The sequence below is a fragment of the Cellulosilyticum sp. WCF-2 genome (assembly GCF_003990395.1).
GTDB lineage: Bacteria > Bacillota > Clostridia > Lachnospirales > Cellulosilyticaceae > Cellulosilyticum > Cellulosilyticum lentocellum.
Genome location: NZ_CP034675.1, coordinates 1,172,301 through 1,197,758, shown reverse-complemented (window position 1 = coordinate 1,197,758; position 25,458 = coordinate 1,172,301). Strand labels below are relative to the sequence as shown.

The following is a 25,458-nucleotide window of genomic DNA, read 5'->3' as shown; positions in this document are numbered from 1 at the left end:
TTCTTTCAAGATTCTACTTAAATATAAAGACACAAATAAGAGCTACTTATAAGATTGTTATTCAATCATCTTATAAGCAGCTCTTATTTTCATATTAACTGATATGGGTCATTTTTTGTTGTATGATACTTGCTATCTTGTCTTTAGAAAGATGAAGCGCAAGCTCTAATTCCGTAAATAATCTAGCCTCTACTGTTTTGATATATCTTTCATCTGTAGCTGTAACTTTCTTTCCTTGTGAAAGACGTTCTTGCTTACGTAAATAAAGTATTTTTAAAATCCTAGCCCATTCTTTACTATCACAGCTGTGTAGTGCCTCTTTATAGACTTGCTCTCTTAATTTATCATTAGTGATGTCCATCACCTCCATATGAGGCATATTTTGAATCAACGTCTCCGCCTCTGCTTCTGACATAATTTTTCGCATCACAATCTTCTTATTGTCTATAGGAGTAAATACTTGGCTACTTGGCTCCTGAAACGGTCTCATAATATAATATAGCTCACTTGTCTTTTTTTCTTGAATATCTAACTTCTTAATATCCACTATCTCACATATGCCTATATTGCCATATACAATATGTTCTCCTATTTCAAACATGATATCAACTCCTTTCAAAAAGATTAAAATAGCACCTTAGACATTATTCCAAAGTGCTACTTCTTTTCTATTTCATATATCCATCTGTTTTATACTCATTGTATTGTCTTTTTATTTTCACAATCAAGCATCCGTCTTCATCTTTTTTCTTCTCTTCAATCATATACTTAGTCTTCCTAGTATCTAGCTTCTTACAGTAAAGTTCAAACTCTTTCTCTGGATTCAAATCGCTCATGGTGTCAAATTTGATAGTTTGTGATAAACATGCACTTACAATTCTTCTCATTTTATTTTCTTCCTTTCTATGATTTACCCTTCTGTCACCATTATTAAAGTAACTAGCTGTCAGATGATTATTAGAAACTGGGGATAGTCCTTGCTTGTTCTTACTTATAAATAAATTTTATCACTTAAAATTTTTTATTCGCAAACGAAATTTTTGATGCTTACAAAACTTCGTCACTTTAGCCTATTATAGGGCCTATCATTTTTGTATAAAACGTCCTTTGACATTTTTATTTTTAGTTTACAGATAACAATAGCCTTTAGGACACTAAGACCCTAAAGGCTATTGTTTAATCTAAAACTCTTACACATAAAATAAAATTTTTCAAACTTACGTATGACAACTATTAGCTTACTCTCCTTTAACTCAAAGGGAGAGCTACAAAACTATAAACTAAGCTTTGTAGCTCTCCCTTTCATTATATCTATCCTTATTATAATTAAAATTCTTTTGCAAGCAAACTAGCTTTGCGTATGCCTTCTTCTAGCTTTTCCTCTACATTTACTCCTATAACATCTAGATTTTCTATGGCAATGGTTTCTATTTCTGCTATACCGAAGAAGCCTAATATAGTTCTTAAGTATCTATCTCCCATTTCATATGGTGCATTACCATACTCGCCGCCTCTAGATACTACATGAACTGCTTTTTTATTCTTTAAAAGCCCTACTGGACCTTCCGCAGTATATGCAAATGTTATGCCTGTCACACTTACATAATCTATATAAGCCTTTAAAATAGCTGGAATACTTAAATTCCACATAGGTGCTGCAATGACATACTTATCTGCTTCTGCAAATTGATAAGCATATTTTAGTATTGGATGATTTTTACTTGCCTCATCCTTAGGTCCAAAAATCCCTCCTAGATCTTCTAACCTTAGAAAATCTATATTCTCCTTATATAAATCTAATACAATAACCTCATCTTCTGGGTTATTTTTCTTATAGTCTTCTATAAAACTATTAGATACTTTAAAAGTTCTTGAATCCTCTTCATTTTTAACATCTGCTTTAATATATAATACTTTACTCATATCTCATTACTCCTTCTTATTATTAATAAAATTCTATTTTAAAATATTTCTGTTCCGAATTTACCATTTTTTAAATCTTCATAGGCTTTATATATTTCTTCTTCTGTGTTCATAACAAATGGACCATATGATATAATTGGTTCATCTATTGGTTCTCCGCTCAGTACAATAAATAGCGTTTCTTCACTCATAGATTCAGCTAAAATACTGCCTTCTACATTATCAAACAAAACAAAATCGCCTTCTTTGCATACTTTTTCTTCATTTACTTTAACTTGTCCTTTTAATACCAGTATGCCTGTGTTAAAACTACTTGATTCATTTAATAAAACTTTTCCGTTATTCTTTAGGTCTACATTATAAATGTTCATCTTAGTAAATGTACTTGCTGGCCCTTTAACACCATTAACCTCTCCAGCAATAATACTTATCTCACCTTGGTTATTTTCAAGCTCAAATTTTCCCATTTCTTCTTTTAACAGCGCTTGATATTTAGGTTCAGTTCCTTTTTTATCCTTAGGCAGATTAACCCATAGCTGAATCATATGTAAAATGCCGCCTTTTTTACTAAACTCTGTTTCATGATATTCCTTATGCATAATCCCCGATGCAGCAGTCATCCACTGTACATCTCCAGGTCCTATAATGCCACGATTTCCTTTATTATCATGATGCTGAACTTTGCCCTCATAAGCAATTGTTACAGTTTCAAACCCTCGATGAGGATGAGCTCCAACACCACGAACAGTTGATGCTGGTTCATAATAATGAGGTGCATGATAATCTAATAACAAAAATGGGGATAGACGTTTCATGTCATTTGTTCCTGCTGGTAAGTATTGTGATACTCTGAATCCATCTCCAACCATATGAATCTCTGGTCCTCTAAATACCTTTTCTATTGTTCTATAGCTTTTCATTGCTCTCCTTCCTTTCTTCTTTTGCCTTTGCAATTATCACTAATTAGTGATAGTTATTTTAAAAAATATTTCTATATGTTTTTAAACTTTTTAAGGATAGTCTTCAAAGTCATTTTCTCTTCATCCGTTAATGTATCAAAAATATTTCTTATATTTTCAATATGGTCTGGTAGAATACTTTCTATAACCTGCTTTCCTTTTTCTGTTAATGATATAATACATGATCTTTTATCTTGAGGATCTGGATTTCTTTTTACTAGTTCATCCTTTTCTAAATTTTTTATTACTACTGTTATATTTCCAGATGTGGTTAATATCTTCTCTATTAACTCACAGATTCGTAAATCTCCTTTATTATATAGTGCTTCTAAAACGCCAAACTGAGCTGGTGTTAATCCACTCTTTTTCACTGTTTCAAGTTCCTTCTTATGAATCACATGCTCAGCCCTTGTGAAGACAACTAAAGTGGATAGTGCTAATTGATTGTCGTTAATTAATTTTTTAACATTGTCCATGGGTTAAATATATCACTAACTAGTGATATTGTCAAACAAAAGAAAAAAGACACTCCATCCCTAAAAGTAGTGTCTTCATTCATATTACTTATTGGATTCACCTTCTCATATACTCAGTGCTATGCTATCAGTCATTAAGCTTCTTTTCAAATACCATTCCTTGAATCATAAGACCTATAATATTTATTGATTGTATTTTTTGGTAACTTAATCAACTTGTTATCTTCCATTCATGTAAGAGCTGGCGATCTTTCTTAAGAGAACTTCGACGCAATGCCTCTTTCTTTGTAAGCACCTCCAGAAGATCATAATATGATTTCTCAAATACTTCGTAATCATTAAAGCTTCTTGTCTCATACCCTTTTACACTGGTCAGTGTTTCTATAAATATATGGCCATGTGCATCACTCCAGTCAGGCTTAATCTCATTCCATTCAGCTATTAAAAATCCCTTCCATTTTTCACCTTTAATAGATTGAAGTAAGTGCTTGTTCATCTCATCTGTCTCTGGCTGAAATGCCTCTAAAGTATTTCCTTTACCATCTATAAATAAATTTCCACATTTTTCACATTGATAAACACTCTTATTCGCTTTATAAAGCAAATCATACATTGTATTTATAGACTTATCTAATACCTTTGGGTTATTTACAACTTGGTTCATTAACTGTTCTATGCTTTCTAAAAGGTCATCAAAATCTTGATCAGCAATAAGGTGTGCTTTATACGGAATAAAATCTGTTGTATCTGAAATACGATTACCACATTTACAATAAAAATGCATGTTTGCCTCCTTTTTATTCTGTAATCCAAATATTTAATGCATATGACTTAATCATTAAATCCTTGTCTTTTCTAAAGTCCATGAGTAAGTCAATACATTCTTTCTTCCAGCTTACCTTTTGAACCATGGCTTCAAGCATTATTAGTGACACCCACCTTACACTTGTTTTCTCTACTTCTCTACCTCTTTTAAGTGTTGCTAGTAAATTTTCTTCCTTCCAATATCCCTCAGATACTCTTAGTTCTTGTACCACTTGATCTTTAAACTCGCTTAAATAGCAAGGTACTTCCTCCAAACATTGACCTATATAATGTATGGCCTCAAATACCTCTTCATGATTTTCCCAATTAATTGCTGCTAAACATACTTGTGCGCTACTATATCTTAAAGTCTTTTCACTTTCCAGTACATTAAGGCATGACTTAAATAATTGACTTAATCTTATTCTTATATTTTTTGGCAATCTAATCAGTTCCACAATTAGTGCCATAAGCCTTTGCCTATGTGGTAAATCTCTTTGCAATGTTGGTCGCATTGATTCCTCTAATGGCTTAATAAGCTGTTCTAAAATCTTAACAACCTCTTCATTTACCTTTCCTTCATCATTAATAGCGATAAGTGCCTGTATTGCTTCTTTCCAACCTAAAGTTTCTTCTACGTTTAAAATGGTTTCACTTAGTACACGTGCTACCTCTTTTTCATTCCCTATTGCCCAAGTACCTATACTAGCATAAGTCTCTTTAACAATTTGCGATGTTCCATTCTTAGCTACTGTCATTAATAGTTTTAAATAACGCTTTTTATATGCCATAGGCATTCTATATGTTGATTGACTAATAAGGCTTCTTTGTATGTCATCACTTTTTATGGTAGCTATTTGCTCTAATAAATGCCACGCCCTTTCTTCTTCTAGCCTCCCCCTAGCGGCATGCCCTATGGCCATAATCACATCTTTATGACAATTTTCTTTTGTAAATTCCTTTTCTAGCAAGTTGATATTTTCCTTGTTTTTATACACGCCTAATAAACGTACCACTTCTTTTCTTACTGTAATCTTTTGCTTGGTTTTTTGTAAAATCTCTTCAAGGACTTGTTGTGTGCGAGTAGGTGTCATCTTCTTTAAACATTTCGATAATGCAAACATAGCTACCTTGGCATAGTCATTATCTAAGTAGTGAAGCAAAATAGGTACAGCCTCTTCCGGATTTTCAATATTAGAAAGTGCCTGAAGTGCAGCTTCTACTATAATAGCATTTTGGTCATCTAATACATTTATAAAAGTTTGTGGTGACACATCTGGTAACTTCGCTATCTTTTTAATACTATTAGCACGTTCATATTGCCCATATGCTTTATTATAAATTATCTTTTCTAGAAGCTTACTAAAGCTTTGTTGTTGTTGTGGTAACCATCGTATAAACTCATTATGTGCTGGAATAAGATAGATGGTCTTACCTGATAAGAACTGCCCTTGTATAATCCTCCCTGCTAAAAATGGTGTTAACCATTCTTGGCGACGATGATGTACATGAGAAAATACCATTTCATTGTTAATAACTGATAAATCCCTATCAAGTAATTGCTTAACACGTGTATCTCGGGTTTTCATATCTTCTAACCAGTATCCGATTGCTCTATTGGCCACATGCTCTGATTTAGCCATTGTGGTTTCATAAAGTAACTCTTGTAATTCATTAATTGCATATCCCCTTTTACCACATACACCTGCTAAAAGTAGTACCATTCCATATTTTTCTTTCCTAATTTCTTGTTTAAGTGTAGGACAAAGTGCCTCAAAAACAATTTTCTCTATTCCCTTTGGCATGTCTTCCACCAAAGAAATCAAATGAAAATCTCTTGCTACTTCTGCTAAATGTGTGATAGCTTTTCTCCCAAACTCAAAACAAGCATTTCCCTTCTCCTGTATATTGCTCTTTAAAAGGTTGATTGCCAAAATGGCAACCCCTGCTTGCATGCCCCTTGTTGAGTCCCTTGCTTCTATTATATTATTAATAATACATTCAAGGTCCTTTAGATGATCTTCTTTGAAAAGACTTCCTTTACAAACTCCCAACGCTGTGATCATCTTATCCTTTACAGGCGCTTGGTCATTTTTAAACCGTGTTGCTAAAAAGTTTAATGTTTGGTCCATCCCTCTATTTGACCTAACTGTACATCTTATCAAAGCTACAATTGCATCTCCCCGTTCCTCTGCATTTGATGTAGTCGTAGCCTCTATCAATGCATCCCTTGCTTGTTCTATGGGCAAAAAAGAAGTCATACGTATTCTATCTTCTCTACTCTCTTTTATACTACTTAATTCTAGCATTCGCTTTGCCTCTTGATGACGAAGTGTATAAGGGAGTTCCTTTAGAATTACTTCTGGAATGACCTTATCTTTTCTATCTTCTATAGGATAAATCGCTTCAAAAACTTCTGCTCTCATAGAAGGTGCTAAGGCATGAAATATATCCTTTAATTGATACATATCAGTTGTAAAAAGCTTGGCTAATACTATCCATTGTTCCTTAGTAAAATATTCTTTTTTTAGAAATATCCTCTTTGGAATCCCATATTCAAGTAGACTTTGCCTACACTCCTTATGACATAGTATTTCAAAAACTTTTTGAGTATCAGCAACCACTAAAACGCCCATCCATCGTTTCAATACTTGGCATAATACTGAAAGTGGTCCATACTGAATGACATATTCTAAAATTTCATTTGGAAAGCGGGTACAAAGCCCTTCCATTGCTTCATAAAAGTCATGCCATATATTTATTCGTTCTCTTAAGGCAGCTGTTTGAAGCTTCTTACCAAAAGTACTTAAAACAATTTTAGGATAACGGTTTACATACTTTTTCCAATTGATAATTGAATCACTTAAAATATCTCCCCACTTTGTAAACATCTCTTCTTTACATCCAGGTAGAAGAATTTCTGCCTCTCGCATTCCATATATAGTGTATATCTCTTCTATAAGTGCTTCCACAATTTCTATTCGCTTCCATTGGACAAGTTTATAGAATAATCTCCTGCGCCCTTCAAAGGATAAGCGTAAAACTTCACTTCTAACTTCTTCATAGTTACCTATGCGCGCAAGGATGCTAATAGACTTGTACTGTACACTAATAGCCGGGAATGCTAATCCTAATTTAACAAGCTTCATATCTTGTAAGATAGACGCTCCAATTAATCCTAACATTGCCTCATACACCGTACTTGTAAAGAATTGTTCTAAAAAGTTACTATATTCCTTGTTATCCCTATGCTCTACACTTAGTAATGCCATTTTCTTATTACGTTCCGGATAACTCAAACTCTGTAATTCTTCTAAAAGTGCACCCTTATTAAATTTCTCTTTTTTAAACCACATCTATACTCCCCCATCTATCTGTTCAATATTTAAACAACTTCCATAATATTTAGACTCCATTACATTTCTTATATCTTTGTTTATGCTTATCTTTCCATTTACTTAATCTACCTAATACAACCTCATTACGCCACTTTACAGATAATATTCCTCCTACTAGAGCAGCTACTAATTCAAGCTTTGTCTTTGTTTCATTATAGAATCTACAATTTATAGGGATGTTAGCCCTATTCGTTCTATTAGTCCTTAACTAATGGTTGACATTGAGTACAATAATAAATAGACCCACCAAGATAAGTTTCTTTTAAAATTTCTCCCCCACATTTTGGGCAACCTAGCCCCATAGTATTCTTTGACATCCTTACCTTATAGCTACCTTTTTCTCCAAAAATGTTTTTCTCTGTATCACGCCCACCATTTTGAACCATTTCATTTAAAACAGTAATGATTTTTTCTAATAACCTGTCTTTATCCGCTTCACTAAAGGTACTAATCTTGCGTTTAGGATGAATACCTGCTTCAAATAGAATATCTTGCGATACACCATTACCAACTCCAGGAAAGCGCTGCTGGGTAGCAAGAAAAGCTTTTGCACTTAAATTAGGCTTACTTTCCATAAATGTTTTATGATAATGCTCTGTAAATACTTTGGAAAATGGTGATATAGCTTGTTTACTTTTTAAATAGTATTCATTGTCGTAGCTTCCATCATGAAGGAAAATTCCCCCATACATAGCCACTGTAAATACCAATACCAAATCATCCTCTAACTCAATAAGTAATTGAAAGTTTTTCGTTTTTTCGTTAGAGGGCACTAGCCTTACATTAACACCATCATTCAAGCATAGCTTATAGCCATTAGAAAAAGTTATTTCTACAAATATTCCAAAGCCCTCTACCGATATCACTTCGCTACCTTTAATGGCTGCATTATATTCTGTTGGTTCCCCATTATACCAACAAAACTTATGTACTTTAGATGGCGGCAAAACTTTACTGATTTTCTTTCCAACAATATGATTCTTAAGTTGCTTTGAAACAGTCAACACCTCTGGCAATTCTAACATGACGGTTCACTCCCTTTTATACCTATTTAAATACACTCACACTAATTGTTTGACTTTTTAAATAATTATATCATTTCTTAGATGTTTAGTTAAACTTTTTTAATAATTATTTAGTCACATAAATTGAAATTTGTCTTGGCGTTTATGAGAAGTACGTCTGAGAGAAAATGAGTGGGTATGGGTGCCTTACGTTGTTCCGGTTCACATTTTTTGAAGCACTAAGTTCACTTATTTAGATGAACGGCAGAACTCACTTCGTTCAAACAGCTGCCTAAAACCCATCTAAAATGTTCACTAAGTGCTTCTAAAAAATGCTCCCAAGTCACTACTCCAGGCACCCATACCCACTCATTTTCACAAACGTTGTTGACCTCATAAACATCCAAGACAGTGAAGCAGCGTGGAAAGAAGGCGTAACGACAGTTAAAAAATACTCAGAACCAGGGCAGACGCCCATAGTAATAATGTATCAAGCTTCCCATAAGTCTGTTTTGCCAAGAAGTAGCTCTGTAAGGAAGCTAGGGAGCCTTACAAGCATTATTGATCTCTTAAGCGTTCAACCCCCTAAGTGAAAAGTGCAGAAAAAAGATAATAACAAGTTTTGTTTTTTCTTGAAAACACTTAATGGAGGCCACTTTACGCGTTATTGCTAGTAGAACTGAGAGAGGGTGGCTGCCTGACGGGGTGACTTCGGAGTATTTTTAGTAGGCACTTAGCGAACGTTTTGGATGGTACTTAGCCCACGTGTTTGAGCGTAGCGAGTTTGTGGGCGTTCATCCAAAAAAGTGAGCTTAGTGCCTACTGAAAATACGGAGCGGAACCACGGCAGGTAGCCACCCTCTCTCAGTTCCGCCCAAATAGCCTAGTAAATTCCCCGACAAATTTCAATTTATCGTAGTTATAAATAGCCAAAAAAAACAGCTTACCAAGTACTATTTGTACTTGGTAAGCTGTTTTTTTGTTCCAGACTCTTGAAATGAACTTTCACAACTATATAAGTAGGCCTTAATCAAGGCGCAAGATGGCTCCTCAGCATGTATGCGTTATAGCTTAGTGCCTACTAAGATTCATTATGAAAGCCAAACCAATGAGTGAGGAGCTCCTTAAAGTCTTGGCCGGTGCACCCTATGCTAGGAAGCTAAGACCTTAAGACTCTGGTTTTTAAAACTTTGTTTGGTAATCCTAAGTATAAAAACATTTAAAACAACTTATAAGTGGCCCTTCCTTGCAGCGCACCAGTGAACATCTTCCTTAAGTCCAGAGGTACCTATAACAATAGATTGAGACTTGGCTGACCCGGTCAGTTCCTCAGGTTGAAGCTGTGGTAATTATGCCGTGGGAAGTTATTTATTTTGTTTTTACACTTATGTATATGTGGCCAAGAATCCGAATCCCTAATAAAAAGTTATAATGTTACTAATTTACTTTAATTTGTGTCCATACACTATCATACATTTGCCTTACATCAAGTGAAAAAGGCTCATATATTTCACTTAAGTCCATCATTTCTTTTGTCATATAAGCATTTGGATTGTTTTTTATATATTCTGCTTGTTCTAATCTGGCTTCTTTGTTTGGTGTGGTATAGCCAATTTCATCAGCTATTCTTAATGCGCTTTCTTTATCACTAACAAAATTAATGAATTTTTCAGCGCCTTCTACATTTGTTGCATTAGCTGGAATGCACAGACTATCAATCCAGAAATTTACCCCTTCTTTAGGTATGGTATAAACTAGATTTGGATATTCGTCTTGAAGATTGAGTCCTTCACCAGACCAAATCATATTGATAGCTGTTTCCCCGCTGGCTATCATTGTGGTTCCATTATCAACGCCGTATATTGGGTCTACTAATTCTCTTTGCTCTAATAAAAGCTCTTTAGCTGCTTCAAGTTCCTCTGGATTATCTGAGTTCATGGAATATCCTAGTTTCTTTAAGGCCACGCCTATAGTATCTCTATAGGTGTCAAACATGAAGACTTTATCTCTATACTTCTCATCCCATAGTATATCCCAGCTATCTACTTGCTCTGATACTTGATTCTTATCATAAATGATTCCTATGGTTCCAAACATATAAGGTACCGAATATTGATTACCTGGATCCATGCTTAAGTTTAAATATTCTTCATCCATCTGAGCTATATTAGTAATATTATCCTTGTTAAGCTTTTGAAGTAGCCCTTCTTCAATCATCCTTGGCATTAACGCGTCTGATACTAATATGACATCATATTTAACATCGCTACCAGCAATCTTTAGATACATTGTCTCCATATCATCAAAATTGTCCATTTTCACCTTTATGCCATATTCTCTCTCAAATTCCTTTAATGTTTCATTGTCTATATTAGCTCCGTAATTAAAAAAGTTAATTGTATCAGAACTCTTTCCACTGCATCCTGTCAATAACATCCCTGCTACAAGTATAGAGCCTGCCAAACTTAATAATTTCTTTAACTTCTTCATATTAACCATTAATCCTTTCATTATACCTACTAATTAAAATATATTGTCTCTATGGTACTTTATACTATAGTCTCACTATTATTATACACCATACTCAACTCTTGAATAATAATTATTATTCGATAAACTAACTTTTTACAAACAACGAGTTGCTTTGGTTGGTGATAGTGCTGGTGGTAATCTAGCTACTGTTTTGTGCCTAATGGCTAGCGACAAGGTGTACAGTTCCTTTGTGCTCAGGTACTTATCTATCCATGGGTTGATAGAAATATGGAATGTGGCAGTATGAAAAAATTTACCGTTCTCTATTCCTCCACTAAAGACTATGAGCATATGGAATACTTTTCTCCAGTGGGAGCTCTCTCCCTGGCAGGACTGTCCTCTGCTTATGTGGAGACAGCAGAATTTGACTGTTTACTGGACAGTGGACTCCTCTACGCCCAGCTTCTAAAGGAGTCCGGTATAGAAGTTGAACTCCACGAAACTATAGCCACCATGCACGGCTATGACATCGCCGTTAACAGCAATCTGGTAAAAAATCTGATGGATAAACGTGTGGCATTTTTGAAAAAGGTGTTATTTCCCCAAATAATTTTAAACACTATAAAACAAAGCCGTCAGGGTGAGAGTGGGCTCGCCTGACGGCTTTGCTATTTAGTTCGATTAGTCCAGCGCTTTTCTACAGTTTCACCTTGTCAACTTGAAGTTGCAACATGATACAGCCATGCCTTATTAAGCGACGGTTTTCTAATCTTTTAATCGTCTTATAAATTGAATAGTTTTTCCCACTATTAACTTTTTACTCTGTGATTGCCCACACTCTTGCTGGCAGGCCACTTGCTCCTTCAAATCTTGGATAAGAAACAATAATTACTGCACCAGCTGGTGCCACTTGATCTAGGTTCTTTAATAATTCTACCTGTAATTTCTCCTGTTGTAATACATAACGCTCACATATCAAATCTCCTGCCTTTTCAGCTACTGCTGAAGAATCTGTATCTAAGGTCTCATGCCCATTTGCTGCTGCTCTTCTGACTTCATAAATATATTCAATTGCTTCTATTGACCAGCCTGGGAAATTCTCGCTGCCATCCTCTTTAGTGCCAGAAAATGCATCCATATCTGGCCATTTTTTATACCAGTCTGTTCTTAATGCCACTAACGCTCCTTCAGGAATTTCTCCATACTCTGCTTCATACTTTTTGATATCTTCTACTGTAACAGCATATCTATCATCCTTTTCGACCTGCGGTGTGATATCAATAACACACAGTGGAAATATTAAATCATTCACCCCATACTTTTCTGACAAATCTTTTCCTTTAATAAAGTGTCCCGGAAAATCAATGTGTGTACCAAATTGGCCTGGAAATTTAAAAGTCTGAATGAGACACTCAAGCATTGGGTTCCCCCATTCAAAACAGGTTTTAGCTAATTCAACTGAACCGTTTGGGATACCACTCCAATATGGACTATCATTATTCATGGAGTGAGATAACTCTACCCATTTGTATTTTTTTGCTTGTTCTAATGCCTTCCATAATTTATACATTTATTTCATCTCCCCCATCTTTTTACTATTTAAAATGCTATGTATTTGTTCTTTCATCTAATAAGCTTATTGCTTATTGGCTATAGTATAGCAATGAATTAAAGTCTTGTATAATACATGTAAAAAATAGCTGATTATAGTCTCCAGCTATCTAAGCACTGTATTATAGCCAAAATATCTGCAACCGTAAGAAATTGCAATTGCAGATGTTTATGTTCTTAAAGATATTTATATTATTAAATTTAATCTTGAAGGTAATCTAAAAGGTTTTAAAGTTAGTTTTGAAACCAAAAAAGAGCACTCCATCCGACCAATAATAGGTATGCCTCTCTCTTCTATAATTACTTTAATGTACTTTTCCAATAGCCCTAAAATAAAATTAGCACCCACTACGTGCTAATCACGCACAAACGTCTCACTTTCGAAATGCTTAGTAGTTACCAGCTATTAAGCATTTCCTTTTATAAATATAATAAAAATATTCCCTTAAAAATAAACCCTAGATTTTAGAAAACTATAAATTAAGTATGATCAAACTCTCCATCGATATATAAATCTACAGTAATGGTTGTAAAAATTAACACACAGTATCTTTGCATACCACTTCTCTCTAATCGTTCCACATACTGACTAGGTAAAATTTTTCTCTTCGTTTCATCATCTTCTTGGATCTCTATATTTCCCTTTAAACAAACACTATCATCTTCAGTATGTAACTCTACACAACATTTATTATTTATATTCAATAAACGTACCTTGTTTGAATCCCGTTTAGTAATAAAAATAATTTTATTTAGATCTTCTGACACCACTTTCTCCATTGCATAGATTTTAGGATAACCATATTCATCTATAGCGGATAATGCTAGTGTATTACTACTGTTTATCAACTGTATTGCCTTTTCATAACTATTTCTTATTTCCATATTTCCCTTCCTAATTTTTGAAAATATATTATTTTTTCTTTATACTAAAATCCTGTTTTTCTATTATTCATTTATGGTACGGTTCACCTCACCTAGATAATGGGCGGTTTTTATTTCTTTATAGAACTACTTCAATATTCATCTGCCAACAGTTCTATATATTTTATACTACTAATTTTGATTTTGAAAAACAAAATATGCTCCTAATATTTCTTTTTCTTCTTTATCAAGTAATAGCATTATTTCATTAATTTTGAACTCCCTTACATAGATGAGCTTTCCTGCAACATTCTAGATTCCTCTACTTATTCCTACTGCAATAAGATATCACAATAACGAATTGATCAGTTTTGATACCACAAATATATTTTTCAATGTTGGTGCAGCCAAAATAAATATCATCATTTTATCCTCATACTTATGCTGGAATAAAAATGCTATTACAAAACCACTTGAATATTTATACTTCAAGTGGTTTTATTAGCTTATTTATATGCACTTAATGAATCCTAAATTCATCTAAGATTACTGCTGCTTTCTCATTATTTACTTCAATTAATGATTCCAAAATTCTTTCAAAAGCACTCGTTAATTCTTCATCTTTTTTTATTTTATCTCCATAGTATGTAAAAGCTTTTAATATTAACACATCTACTATCCACTTTGCTTCAGATATAATTTCCCCAAAATTCTTACCATCCTTTATTGCCTCATAAAAACTTACATCAACTGATAATAATATTTCTGGCAATAGTTCTTCCATATGAAGCTGATATATTGTGTATAGTAATTCTTTTATATGATATTTCCCATACTTACTAAACTGTCCATTCAAGAATTTTTTATCTCTGTAGGAATATTGTGTTTTTAGCTTACTCCAATCACTTTGATAAAATCTATCTATAGAAAATGTAAGAGACTTGTATAATTCCTTACGAACATATTCAACTTCAATTTTATCAACCTTCATACTGATGTATTTAATTTTCTTTTCGATATTAGTTCGCTTATTTTGATCAGAATATCCATCAAAGTAGGTACATAAAAATAACTGGAATATATCTTGATAAAACTCTATTGTATCATGTGTAAACTTTGAAAAATCCATATCATCAAATAATGAATCTACTACTTTTTCAGTATTACCATCAGCTAAAACTATTTCACGTTGATATAAACTGACAACTTCTCGTTCTTGAAAAATATTAATAATCTTATCTGCATTATAAGTTATCTTATGATAATTCCATATATCAATCATACATAGAACTATTTTTCTCATCACTAACGAAAATTGAGGATTATCGAAGCCAAGTCCACAATTTGAAATATAACAAAGTGTACCTATATCGTAATCATCAGTATTAAATATACCTATACTAAGCTCTTTGGCAGAAAATAAATATGTATCTATGATTTCATCCCTTTTGCTATCATAAATACTCCCACCTTCTTCTTTTATGTACTTTTCATTAAGCCAAATGTGCTTCAAATTAGGTTTAAATTCAAATTTTTCTACTTTGTTTGAGGTTTGTAAATATGCTGCATTATATTTTATATGATTCATCTCATCTTCTGCTAGCTTAATGATTGTATTAAAATAAGCTTTTGCTAACTCTTTATCTGCATTCAAATATTTCTTTACCATATCTGCAATTTGATTAATCAATCCATGGTGTCCACCATGAAGAAGGCACTCAAGCATTAATATTTTAAGTCTATTTCTAACTTCATCAGATATATTAGATTTAAGTTGCTCAATAAGTATAGGAGTTAGCTTTACATCCGCCAAAAATGATCCATTAGAAAAGTATCTTTCAATTCCTTCAATCCATACTATACATAAAGAATCTCTTCGTTCTTTTTTCAGTGATTTATCACTTAATACAATTGCAATAAGGTAAATCAAATTATTCTCTAATTGAATTCTATGTATTTCATCTTTAGCAATCATTCTAAGTATATCGTCTATTACTTTATTAATATAAGTATAATCTATAATTTTTCCTGATGAATCTTTTACACATTTAGCAAATAAATCATTTAATTCTTGAATAATAGAAGCTTCTTCTTTATTCTCTTTATTCTTTTGAACTATTCTTTCTGCTTCACCTGTAACTACTGGTTCAATAGCATATAAATTATCTTCTACATGCTTAATAGTAACATTTCTCATATCCATCTTCTGTACTTGGAGATAATCAAGGGCATTCTCACTATCATTATTCGTTAAAGAGTAAAGATAATCACAAACTTCATTGCACTTTACTTTAATATTTTCTCCAAAGTCTAAATGTGTTTTTGCCACATATTTCTGCAAACTAAAATTACATTTTTTGTCTAATAGATATCTTTTCTCTAATTCTGGTACTCCCATGATCTGAAGTATTTGCTTTTGTAATAATTCTTTTGTTGGGTTAGGTATATATAACTCATATCTTTCAATATCCACATATAAAATTTCAAAACTAGTGGCCAAATCTAATGCATAACCTGGTAATTCTTTTTGAAAATGTAATCCAATACCTTCAATTATTGAAAGCAATGCAATATTATTTGACTTTGTGTATAATTCATTTTTTACATAATCAGTATACCTCTGAATTAATTCCTGCTCATTTTTATATACCTCAATACTATTTATAATGGCATCTTTCAATAGATAAATAATATCACCCACTAGTAATGGCACATTATTCTCTTCAATACCAGCTAACCACATATTAGGGTTACCCAAATATTTTTTACTTTGCTTTTTACCTATAAAATATACTTCTACTTCTTCTACACATTGAGGTTCATTTTTAGCATATGTACTCATAACTTCATTAACAAACCCAATTGCCCACTTAAGTCCAACAATAAAATTACATCTGAACAAATTATATAAGAAGATATTTGATGATATATCTCTTTGTAAGGATTTATATTCATCAGCACTTTCACTTAAGCCATATAACTCATACTCCTTCAAATCATTATCTATATAGAATGGATTATTTCTTCGTTGTACTTCTCCCTTGAGCCATAAGGTATTAGCCAATATACATAATTCATTAGCCAAATTATTTACTAAAACCGGATAGGCATTTTGTACTGTCCATTCAATTATATCATTTGACCATCTATATCCTTCATGATTTCCTTCTTCGTGATATTCCACCACTTTATTGAAAAATTCTTTTAGCCACTCAACTGAGGCCTCCGCCATAGGATAGATAATCTCAAGAAATGGTGCAATTTCTTCTTTGGCTGAATAATACCATCCACTTTCTTTTTTATTCATTACTTCTTCTAGATAACACTCCATCATTCTACATGCTGCCACTGTTACATTCTTATCTCTATGAGACACTTTAGAATAATCACTACATAGCTTAATTATATCTCCTCTATTTACTGAATTTGATATATATGAATTATTTTTCTCCAGCAAAATAATTAAGCTTTCTCTAGCCCTTCCTATCGGCTTTAGCACCATATTAATTGCTCCTATACTATTCAGTAGTAATTTTGCTTCAAATGCATAAAGATTCGTTATTTGAATAAACATTTCTAACTGATTATTGCTAATCAATTCCTCACTATATCCTTCGAAAAACACATCACAATACTTCGATTTAACAATTCCAATTTCAGTTTGCTTTTTCCATTCAATCGGTAATTCCCTTTCAAAAATAAGTGCATAAATAAACTTATCTCTTGTCTTTTGAAGAAATAATTTATTAGAAATCCATATCTGATAACGTCTGTATACACACCTTCCAAGACTATTTATTTTTTCATAAAATTTCTGATAATTACCTCTACAATCCTCAAATTGCTTATCAAAATAATGTTCAAAAGAAATATCCTCAAAAATATCATACTTTAACCTAATGTACTCACCGTTTGGAACAACAACTCCCTCTGAAATCAAAGCAGAAAGAATATCTTGATCTATTTCGTCCTTATGTATACCTACTAAAAAATCTTTCGCTCTTTTAAATACTATTAGATTTACAGCTTCCATTATTGCATCACTTGTAACTCCATATTGTCTGGCCTTATTTTTTAAACAAATAATATTATTCCAAATTATTTGTCGTAATGTATTTTCATCACTAATATCTTCAGTATTAATATGATTACTCAAAACTAAATTAATATAAAAGGGTGATTTTAGTAAATCAGCATAAGACTTTTGATTAATCATTTCTTGAATTATAGGATACTTCTTAGCAATATCTTTAAGCTCCTCAACTGAAATATCATCTATATCATATGTTTTAATCTCGTATCGTGTTTGTAATTTTATAAATGCATTTTTATCAGTTGTTCTACAAGAAGTTATTATATATACATTTTTATACTTTCCAGCCACATTATATAGCCCTTGAAGTAATTCAATTTTTTCAGCAGTACAATCAGCAATAAATTCAAGTGCATCAATAAAAATTACTATTTTCTCACCAGATAACCAATTTAATGCCTCCTCAAGATTACAGTTCCATATATCATTGATATTATTCTCTTTGATAAATCTTTCTGCACGTGCAAATAAAACATATGTTTCATTCTTTACAATGTTTTTGCATAAAACTGATTTACCACAACCAGCATTGCCTTGTATAGAAATAAAACGGCAATCATCTTTTTTTATTTCTTCAATAAAGCTTGAACGGTCAATTATATATTCTCCATTAATACTATCTTCAATATTATCTAGACCTATATTTTTACTCATTTCTATTGCAGTTTTAAATTTATTTATATTGTCATTTTCTTCCTTACTAGTTAATTGATCCAACTTTGTTGCGATCTTTTGACACTTATTTTGCATGTCATTATGAATTATTTTTTCGCCAGGTGACATTAATGAACGGTTATATTCATTATACTTACACAGTATGTCACGAATATATTCTTTAATCTTATCCTTTTCAAGTTTTCCTAAGCATAATATCTTATTTTCTTTAAAATAAAGATCTACTATTTCCTCAATCTCTTCTGGAGAAAATAGATGTTCCTCATATTTTTCTTTAACCTTACATTTAAACTCATCCAAAGCTCTTTGCACAATCGGATCATTTGAGTTCCACTCTGTTAATTGTATTTTTCTTTTTGCCCTTTTCACTTTTATAAATGGTAACCAACCACGACCTGCTTCCTCAAAAGTTACTAAAGTACCAAGCAAACCAACTATCGTTATCAAATCCATATCTATCTCCTATCATGCTATCAAATAATGCAACAATTTATCATTTAATATCTAATATTCAAAAAATATAAAATATACATTTTAATATCATTATATACCATATTTATCTTTTAAATATATTTACCTCATTAAAAAATAAACTTTTTATCTTCCTATAAATATAAATTCGTAGTCATACAACTTATTAGTAAAATTTTTAACTAAAAAAAGAGGCGATTAATACTCCTCTTTCCAAAATCTAGCTATATATTCTATAAACCGTATCGCAACGCAATTTGCTACATCTCATGTTATTCAAGGCCTACGCCTATTTATCTGATTTATTTATGGTATGGTTCACTATTATTAATTCTAAACTCTGACTATCAAATAAACATTCACACCTACTTCTCAGACATATTATTCATTTTCACCACTATCTGCTATTCGTATTAAACGGTAGCCCACACCGATATGTGTCTGTATATACTTAGGCTCCGATGGGTCTTTCTCTATTTTCTTTCTTAGAGTAGCCATAAAGACTCTTAAAGACTGTGTATCCCTATCAACTAGAACATTCACCCATATTTTATCCAGTATATAATTATGAGTAAGTACTTTCCCCACATTTTTAGCCAGTAAACAAAGTAAGCGGTACTCCATAGGCGTCAAGTGAACTTCTTCCTCGTCAACATATACTGTATTGGCACTATAATCTATTTTTAGTCCTCCATTAACGAAAACAGGCTCTTCTTTAGCGCTACTATTATCATAATTCATCTTTCTAAAGGCTACTCTTATTCTTGCTAGAAGCTCATCTATACTAAAAGGTTTAGTGAGGTAATCATCTGCGCCAGCATCTAATGCTTTAATTTTGTCTTTGTCTTCACTTCTTGCACTTACTACTATGATGGGATTATTACTCCAACTTCTTACCTTCGTAATGATTTCAACCCCATCCATATCTGGAAGACCTAAATCTAAGATAATAATGTCTGGTTGATATGAAACTGCTTCTAAAATAGCTTTTTGCCCTGTGTCTGCTACATGAAATCCATATCCTTGTGTTTCTAAGGTAGTTGTTATTAAATTACGAATAGCTTTATCGTCCTCCACTACCAAAATGCTCTTCTTCACTTTGATTCACTTCCTTACATTGTAATCTAAATCCAAAAATCGTTCCTTTAGGCGTATTATCTTTAATATAAATACTTCCTCCATGAGCTGCAACTATAGATTTGCATAAGGCTAGGCCTAAACCTAAGCCTCTTCTGCCATCACCTTCTTTATTGCCTGCTGTATAAAACATATCAAATATTCTTTTCTTATCTTCATCTGTAACGCCAATACCTGTATCGGCTACTTCTATAGCCACCTCATTTTTCTCACGTTTTGCAGAGACTATAATCGTAGAACCTTCTTCTGCATATTTAATAGCATTATCTAAGAAATTGACAATCACTTGAATAATAAGCCTTGCATCTACTTCCACCATTAAAATTTCCTCATCACATTGCATCTTAATAGAATGTGTACGCTTAATTCTCTTAGCATGTTGAATAGCTTCTGCTAGAAGCTCCTCTACTAACTCTAGTTGAAGTCTCAGCTGCATGGTGCCATTTTCTACTCGTGTAATAGATAATAAATTTTCTACTAGATTAATAAGCCAAATAGAATCCTCGTAAATGCTTTCACAGGCTTGGCGCTTGAAAGCCTCACTTAACTTTTCTTCTTGGCTTAGTAAAATGCTTGCATTGCCCGAAATACTCGTTAAAGGCGTTCTTAAATCATGCGATATAGAACGTAGTAGGTTAGCTCTTAGCTTTTCTTGCTCTGCTTCAAACTCTACCTCTTTATTAAGTCTATCTAAACGATATTTTTCTATTGCAAAAGCCACTTCATTGAGCATAGCAACAAGTATATTATACTCAAAGGTTTCTATCTCTTCTCCATCACCTAATACAATTCCAACTACCGCGAAGACTTCTTTACCATTACCAATGGGTAAATATAATGCTTCCGCTCCTGGCAAAGTATTTGTAGATGTTCCTGCTGGCATACCATTTTTATAAGTCCACTCCGCTACAGCCCTTTCATCCTCATCTATATATTTTTGATAATCTATATTTATTTTTGCATCACAGGGAAACCACTTAGGTTCTCCTAACTGCTTATGATCCTCTACGTATAGGGTAAGAGGTTTATTGACCAGTTTAATAATTTGCTCTGCTGTTTTTTCTACGATGCTAGAAATATCTTTGGCTCTTTGTAATCGCCTACTTGTATCTAACAAAATTTGTGTACGATAAGCTTGGCTAGCTGCCTCCTTAGCTTGTCTTTTAACTCTAATAGCCATTGAACTACTCATAATGGCTGCTATGAGCATGATGAGAAAAGTCACAGGATATCCTGGATCATAAGACTCTAAACTAAACCTTGGATTGGTGAAAAAGAAGTTAAACGTAATGACTGAAACCACAGAGGCTACTACACTATAAGTACGCCCTTTGGTTACCATAGCACTTACTAATACTCCTAAAATAAATACCATAATAATATTGGATTCTCTCATCCCTATCTTTTCGAAAAGTATTCCTAACAAAATACAAGCCACTAAAACAAGTAATGTTTTTATCATATCCACATAGTTTAACTTTTCTTTTCCCATCATAAAGCTTTTCTTATACTTATTTTTATAAAAGCTAGGGGCATCTGGAATAATATAAACATCTATATAGGGAGCTAGATGAATAAGCTTATCTACTAAGCTATTTTTTCTTGTAAAAATAGACTTCTTAGTATTGGTTCTTCCTACCACGATTTTTGAAATACCACTTGCCTTAGCGTATTCTATAATATGCTTTGCAATATCTTCACCAAAGGTGGTTACAATATGCGCTCCGAATTCCTTTGCTAAAGTAATATTTTCTTTTAAACAGCGCTTAGCTTTATCATCCATTTCTTTTAAACTAGGTGTTTGTACAAGTAATGCTGTTAAAGGCGCTCTAAAGGCATTGGCCATTCTAGCCGCAGTTCTAATAACCTTGGCATTAGAAGGAGAAGCTGATAAACATACTAAAATATGTTCGCCAGTTATATATTGTATGCCGCTTTTTGCTTCTTTTATCAGTTCTACATCACGATTAACCCTATCAGCTGTACGTCTTAACGCAATCTCCCTTAAAGCAATCAAGTTCTCTTTTACAAAGAAGTGCTCCATGGCATGGCTCACTTTATTTTGCTGATAAATCTTTCCATCTTTTAAACGCTTAATGAGTTCCTCAGGCTCAATATCTACTAACTCTACTTGATCAGCTTTATTAAATACCTGATCAGGAATACGCTCCTTCACAATAACCCCTGTAATAGAAGCCACGATATCATTTAAACTTTCTATATGCTGAACATTAACAGTGGTATAAACATCTATGCCTGCTTTTAAAAGCTCTTCAATATCTGAATAACGTTTCTTATGACGACAACCTTCGGCATTGGTATGGGCTAGTTCATCCACCAAAACAAGTTTAGGATGCCTTATAAGTACAGCATCCAAATCTAATTCTTTAAGGGTTATTCCCCTATATTCAATTTCTAAAGGCTTAATCACTTCAAGTCCTTCTATAAGCGCTAGAGTCTCCGGCCTTGCATGTGGTTCTATATAACCTATGACTACTTCTTCCCCTGCCTTATTCATGGCATGAGCTGCATCCAACATAGCATAGGTCTTCCCCACTCCTGCTGCATACCCAAAGAAAATCTTTAACTTGCCTCTACCTGTTTCTTCCTGATGTAGATTAATCTGCTTTAATAACTTCTCTGGATTCGGTCTTTCTTCCATGACTTTATCTCCCTCTAATTCCTTTTTCTATTAATAAAAACGATGTCATACTTGGAAAAATACGGAGCGGAACTCCGTAAGTTAACCACTCCGTTCATCTTTAAGTTATGTTTATAAAATACCATCTAATGCTAGATTAACCTGTAATACATTAACGACATCTTCCCCTAGTACTCCTAAAAACTTATGAGTTGTGTATTTATTAATGATTTCTTCTACCTTTTCTTCTGATACGCCTCTCGCTTTGGCTACCCTATTTATCTGATACTGAGCTGCTGCTATAGAAATATGAGGGTCTAATCCACTACCTGATATCGTTACTAAATCTACTGGAACTGGTGTATCTCCTTGGTCTGGATGTGCTACTTTTATCTTTTGTACTCTCTCACTTATAAGCGCCTCATAGGCTTTGCTTGCTGGGCTAAGATTAGAAGGTACTGCATACATTAGTGCTTTTCCATCCTTGCTAGTAAAAGTTCCTGTATCAACGCTCATTACTCTTCCCCACAAGTACTCATTCCCTGTAAACTGCTGGGCTAATAACACACTGCCATATTTTGTTCCATTTACTTCGATTATACTCCCGTTAGCTTGTTTATTAAAGCACACTTGTGCCATTCCTGTCATTCCTAAGGAGTAAATACCTCCACACATCACTGTTAAGACTATAAAAAATGCTATTGCTTTTGGCAAAACACCTTTAAATATTTTCATATAAGTCCTCTCCTTTAATCTATTAAAAATGTAAGACACTCGGCTATACCATATCCACTATAAACAACAATGCAAACAATTATAAATAAAGTGATTACACTGGCCTTACCTTATACAATCCCAATGGCCACAATAATGATATCAATGAGTTTTACCGCTATGAATGGTGTAATAATACCCCCTAGTCCATAAATGAGTAAATTCCTAGATAGCAATTTCTTCGCTGGTACTTCTCTGTATTTAACACCTTTAAGTGCCAAAGGAATAAGCGCTACAATAATAAGAGCATTGTAGATGATTGCTGAGAATATAGCACTTTCTGCGCTATGCAGTCCCATAATATTTAAGGCAGCAAGCCCTGGATAAAGTCCCATAAATAAAGCTGGTATAATAGCAAAATATTTCGCTATGTCGTTAGCGATGCTAAATGTGGTTAAGCTTCCACGAGTCATTAAAAGCTGTTTACCAATGCGAACAATATCAATAAGCTTTGTAGGGGAAGAATCTAAATCTACCATGTTCCCCGCTTCTTTAGCCGCTTGTGTTCCTGTATTCATAGCCACTGCTACATCAGCTTGTGCCAGGGCTGGTGCATCATTAGTTCCATCACCTGTCATAGCCACTAAGTGTCCTTCGCTTTGGAACTTTCTAATCATTGCAAGCTTAGCTTCTGGTGTAGCTTCAGCTAGGAAATCATCTACGCCAGCTTCAGCTGCAATGGCTGCTGCTGTTAATGGATTATCACCAGTAATCATAATGGTTTTAATCCCCATCTTACGAAGGTCTGCAAATCTTTCTTTAACACCCTTTTTAACAATGTCCTTTAAGTTAATAACGCCTAATACTTTCCCATTTTTTGCGACCACAAGAGGCGTTCCTCCAGCTTTTGCAATACGCTTAACCACTTCATCACAGGTGTTTGTATAAGTACCGCCTAAGTGAAGCACATATGCTTTAATAGCATCTGCTGCGCCTTTACGAACTTCATTACATTCATAGTCAATACCGCTCATCCTTGTTTTGGCAGTAAAAGGGACAAAAATGCCCTTTAATTCATTCATATTACGTCCACGTATGCCAAACTTTTCTTTGGCAAGTACCACAATACTTCTTCCTTCTGGTGTTTCATCAGCTAATGAAGCAAGCTGAGCTGCATCTGCTAATTCTTCTACAGGCACACCATCTACTGGAATAAACTCACAAGCTTCTCTATTTCCAAGTGTAATAGTCCCTGTTTTATCTAGCATTAAGATATCTACATCACCTGCTGCTTCAATAGCTCTACCACTCATAGCTAAGACATTCGCCTCATTTAATCTGCTCATACCTGCAATGCCAATAGCTGAAAGTAAGGCGCCAATAGTTGTAGGTGCAAGACATACAAGAAGAGCTACTAAAGCTGTTACTGAGGTAGGATTACTAATACCCACTTGGTTAGCAGAAAACAAAGAATAAGAATATAAGGCAATCGTTACAAGTAAGAAAATAACCGTTAAAGCTACTAATAAAATCTGAAGTGCAATTTCATTGGGTGTTTTCTTTCTAGAAGCACCTTCTACCATGGCAATCATTTTATCTAGGAAGCTTTCACCCGCCTCACTTGTGACTTCAATTACTAACCAGTCTGATGTAACTGTAGTCCCACCTGTTACAGCGCTGCGATCGCCACCACTTTCTCTAATAACTGGAGCAGATTCGCCTGTTATAGCACTTTCATCTACAGAAGCCACCCCTTCTACTACCTCACCATCTGCGGGAATTTGCTCTCCTGCTTTAACAATGACTAAGTCTCCTTTTTTAAGATTGGCAGATGAGATTTCTACCACTTGTGTTTTTTGTGAGATAGAAGGGATTTTATAAGCTTTGACTTCCTTCTTAGCTGCCCTAAGGGCATCTGCTTGTGCTTTCCCTCTACCTTCTGCAATGGCCTCTGCAAAGTTAGCAAATAATACAGTAAACCAAAGTACAGCTGTAATACCTAATATAAAACCTGGCTGTGCATCTCTTAAACCAAATAGCGCAACTACGAATAATGCTGTTGTTAATAGAGATGAAACATAAACCAGAAACATAACAGGATTTTCTAGCTGCTTTTTAGGATTCATCTTAATGAAGGAGTCTTTAATGGCCCTTCCTAGCATTTCTTTATCTGTTAAAGAACTTTTTGTCTTTTCTTTCATTTTATTCATCCTCCC

Annotated in this window: 17 protein-coding genes and 1 pseudogene; 2 read left to right on the top strand and 16 right to left on the bottom strand. The window is 33.6% G+C overall.

Translation table 11 applies throughout. The annotated features are described in order from the left end of the window. Window positions 1–94: 94 nt before the first annotated feature. From EKH84_RS05260 to EKH84_RS05220, 9 genes are all read right to left on the bottom strand, one after another. The gene (locus tag EKH84_RS05260; protein WP_127065459.1) at window positions 95–601 is read right to left on the bottom strand and encodes a CarD family transcriptional regulator; all 507 of its coding nucleotides are present in this window, start codon (window positions 599–601) and stop codon (window positions 95–97) included. Between the two features lie 67 nt (window positions 602–668). Continuing rightward, window positions 669–887 (bottom strand): protein pyrBI, encoded by a 219-nt coding sequence (locus tag EKH84_RS05255; protein WP_127065458.1) that lies wholly within the window; start codon window positions 885–887, stop codon window positions 669–671. 439 nt (window positions 888–1,326) lie between these two features. After that, window positions 1,327–1,923 carry an FMN-dependent NADH-azoreductase gene (locus tag EKH84_RS05250; protein WP_127065457.1) on the bottom strand — a complete coding sequence of 199 codons (597 nt, stop codon included), beginning with the start codon at window positions 1,921–1,923 and terminating at the stop codon, window positions 1,327–1,329. A 38-nt stretch (window positions 1,924–1,961) separates the two neighbouring features. After that, on the bottom strand, window positions 1,962–2,843 hold the full coding sequence (locus EKH84_RS05245) for a pirin family protein (RefSeq protein WP_127065456.1): 882 nt from the start codon (window positions 2,841–2,843) through the stop codon (window positions 1,962–1,964). A 71-nt stretch (window positions 2,844–2,914) separates the two neighbouring features. Next, entirely contained in the window at window positions 2,915–3,280 is a 366-nt protein-coding gene (locus EKH84_RS05240; protein WP_243118641.1) for a MarR family winged helix-turn-helix transcriptional regulator, read from the bottom strand. 289 nt (window positions 3,281–3,569) lie between these two features. Then, on the bottom strand, window positions 3,570–4,142 hold the full coding sequence (locus EKH84_RS05235) for a hypothetical protein (protein WP_127065455.1): 573 nt from the start codon (window positions 4,140–4,142) through the stop codon (window positions 3,570–3,572). Between the two features lie 13 nt (window positions 4,143–4,155). Next, window positions 4,156–7,518 (bottom strand): HEAT repeat domain-containing protein, encoded by a 3,363-nt coding sequence (locus EKH84_RS05230; RefSeq protein ID WP_127065454.1) that lies wholly within the window; start codon window positions 7,516–7,518, stop codon window positions 4,156–4,158. Between the two features lie 239 nt (window positions 7,519–7,757). Continuing rightward, a complete protein-coding gene (locus EKH84_RS05225; RefSeq protein ID WP_127065453.1) occupies window positions 7,758–8,585 on the bottom strand; it encodes a DNA-formamidopyrimidine glycosylase family protein in 828 nt (275 codons plus the stop codon). 1,416 nt (window positions 8,586–10,001) lie between these two features. Further along, window positions 10,002–11,075 (bottom strand): ABC transporter substrate-binding protein, encoded by a 1,074-nt coding sequence (locus EKH84_RS05220; protein WP_330547588.1) that lies wholly within the window; start codon window positions 11,073–11,075, stop codon window positions 10,002–10,004. A 124-nt stretch (window positions 11,076–11,199) separates the two neighbouring features. On the opposite strand from EKH84_RS05220, the pseudogene EKH84_RS22920 reads away from it, so the two are divergent. Beyond that, a pseudogene (locus EKH84_RS22920) lies at window positions 11,200–11,343 on the top strand (alpha/beta hydrolase fold domain-containing protein); the annotation flags it as partial. Further along, complete coding sequence (locus EKH84_RS05210; RefSeq protein WP_330547614.1) at window positions 11,301–11,696, top strand: alpha/beta hydrolase fold domain-containing protein; 396 nt, start codon at window positions 11,301–11,303, stop codon at window positions 11,694–11,696. The pseudogene EKH84_RS22920 and the gene EKH84_RS05210, both read left to right, overlap by 43 nt. A gap of 157 nt (window positions 11,697–11,853) precedes the next feature. Here the strand turns inward: EKH84_RS05210 and EKH84_RS05205 are convergent, their stop codons facing one another. From EKH84_RS05205 to kdpB, 7 genes are all read right to left on the bottom strand, one after another. Then, entirely contained in the window at window positions 11,854–12,606 is a 753-nt protein-coding gene (locus EKH84_RS05205; protein ID WP_127065450.1) for a cyclase family protein, read from the bottom strand. A gap of 521 nt (window positions 12,607–13,127) precedes the next feature. Next, entirely contained in the window at window positions 13,128–13,532 is a 405-nt protein-coding gene (locus tag EKH84_RS05200; protein ID WP_127065449.1) for a pyridoxamine 5'-phosphate oxidase family protein, read from the bottom strand. A gap of 499 nt (window positions 13,533–14,031) precedes the next feature. Beyond that, entirely contained in the window at window positions 14,032–18,732 is a 4,701-nt protein-coding gene (locus EKH84_RS05195) for a hypothetical protein (RefSeq protein WP_127065448.1), read from the bottom strand. A gap of 399 nt (window positions 18,733–19,131) precedes the next feature. Beyond that, window positions 19,132–19,848, bottom strand: a complete 717-nt coding sequence (locus EKH84_RS05190) for a response regulator (RefSeq protein ID WP_127065447.1) — start codon at window positions 19,846–19,848, stop codon at window positions 19,132–19,134. After that, on the bottom strand, window positions 19,814–22,549 hold the full coding sequence (locus EKH84_RS05185) for a sensor histidine kinase (RefSeq protein ID WP_127065446.1): 2,736 nt from the start codon (window positions 22,547–22,549) through the stop codon (window positions 19,814–19,816). Before EKH84_RS05185 ends, EKH84_RS05190 begins: the two co-directional genes overlap by 35 nt. A 111-nt stretch (window positions 22,550–22,660) precedes the next feature. Beyond that, a complete protein-coding gene (gene kdpC / locus EKH84_RS05180) occupies window positions 22,661–23,263 on the bottom strand; it encodes a potassium-transporting ATPase subunit KdpC (protein WP_127065445.1) in 603 nt (200 codons plus the stop codon). Between the two features lie 110 nt (window positions 23,264–23,373). After that, window positions 23,374–25,443, bottom strand: a complete 2,070-nt coding sequence (kdpB, locus tag EKH84_RS05175; RefSeq protein ID WP_127065444.1) for a potassium-transporting ATPase subunit KdpB — start codon at window positions 25,441–25,443, stop codon at window positions 23,374–23,376. Window positions 25,444–25,458 lie beyond the last annotated feature (15 nt).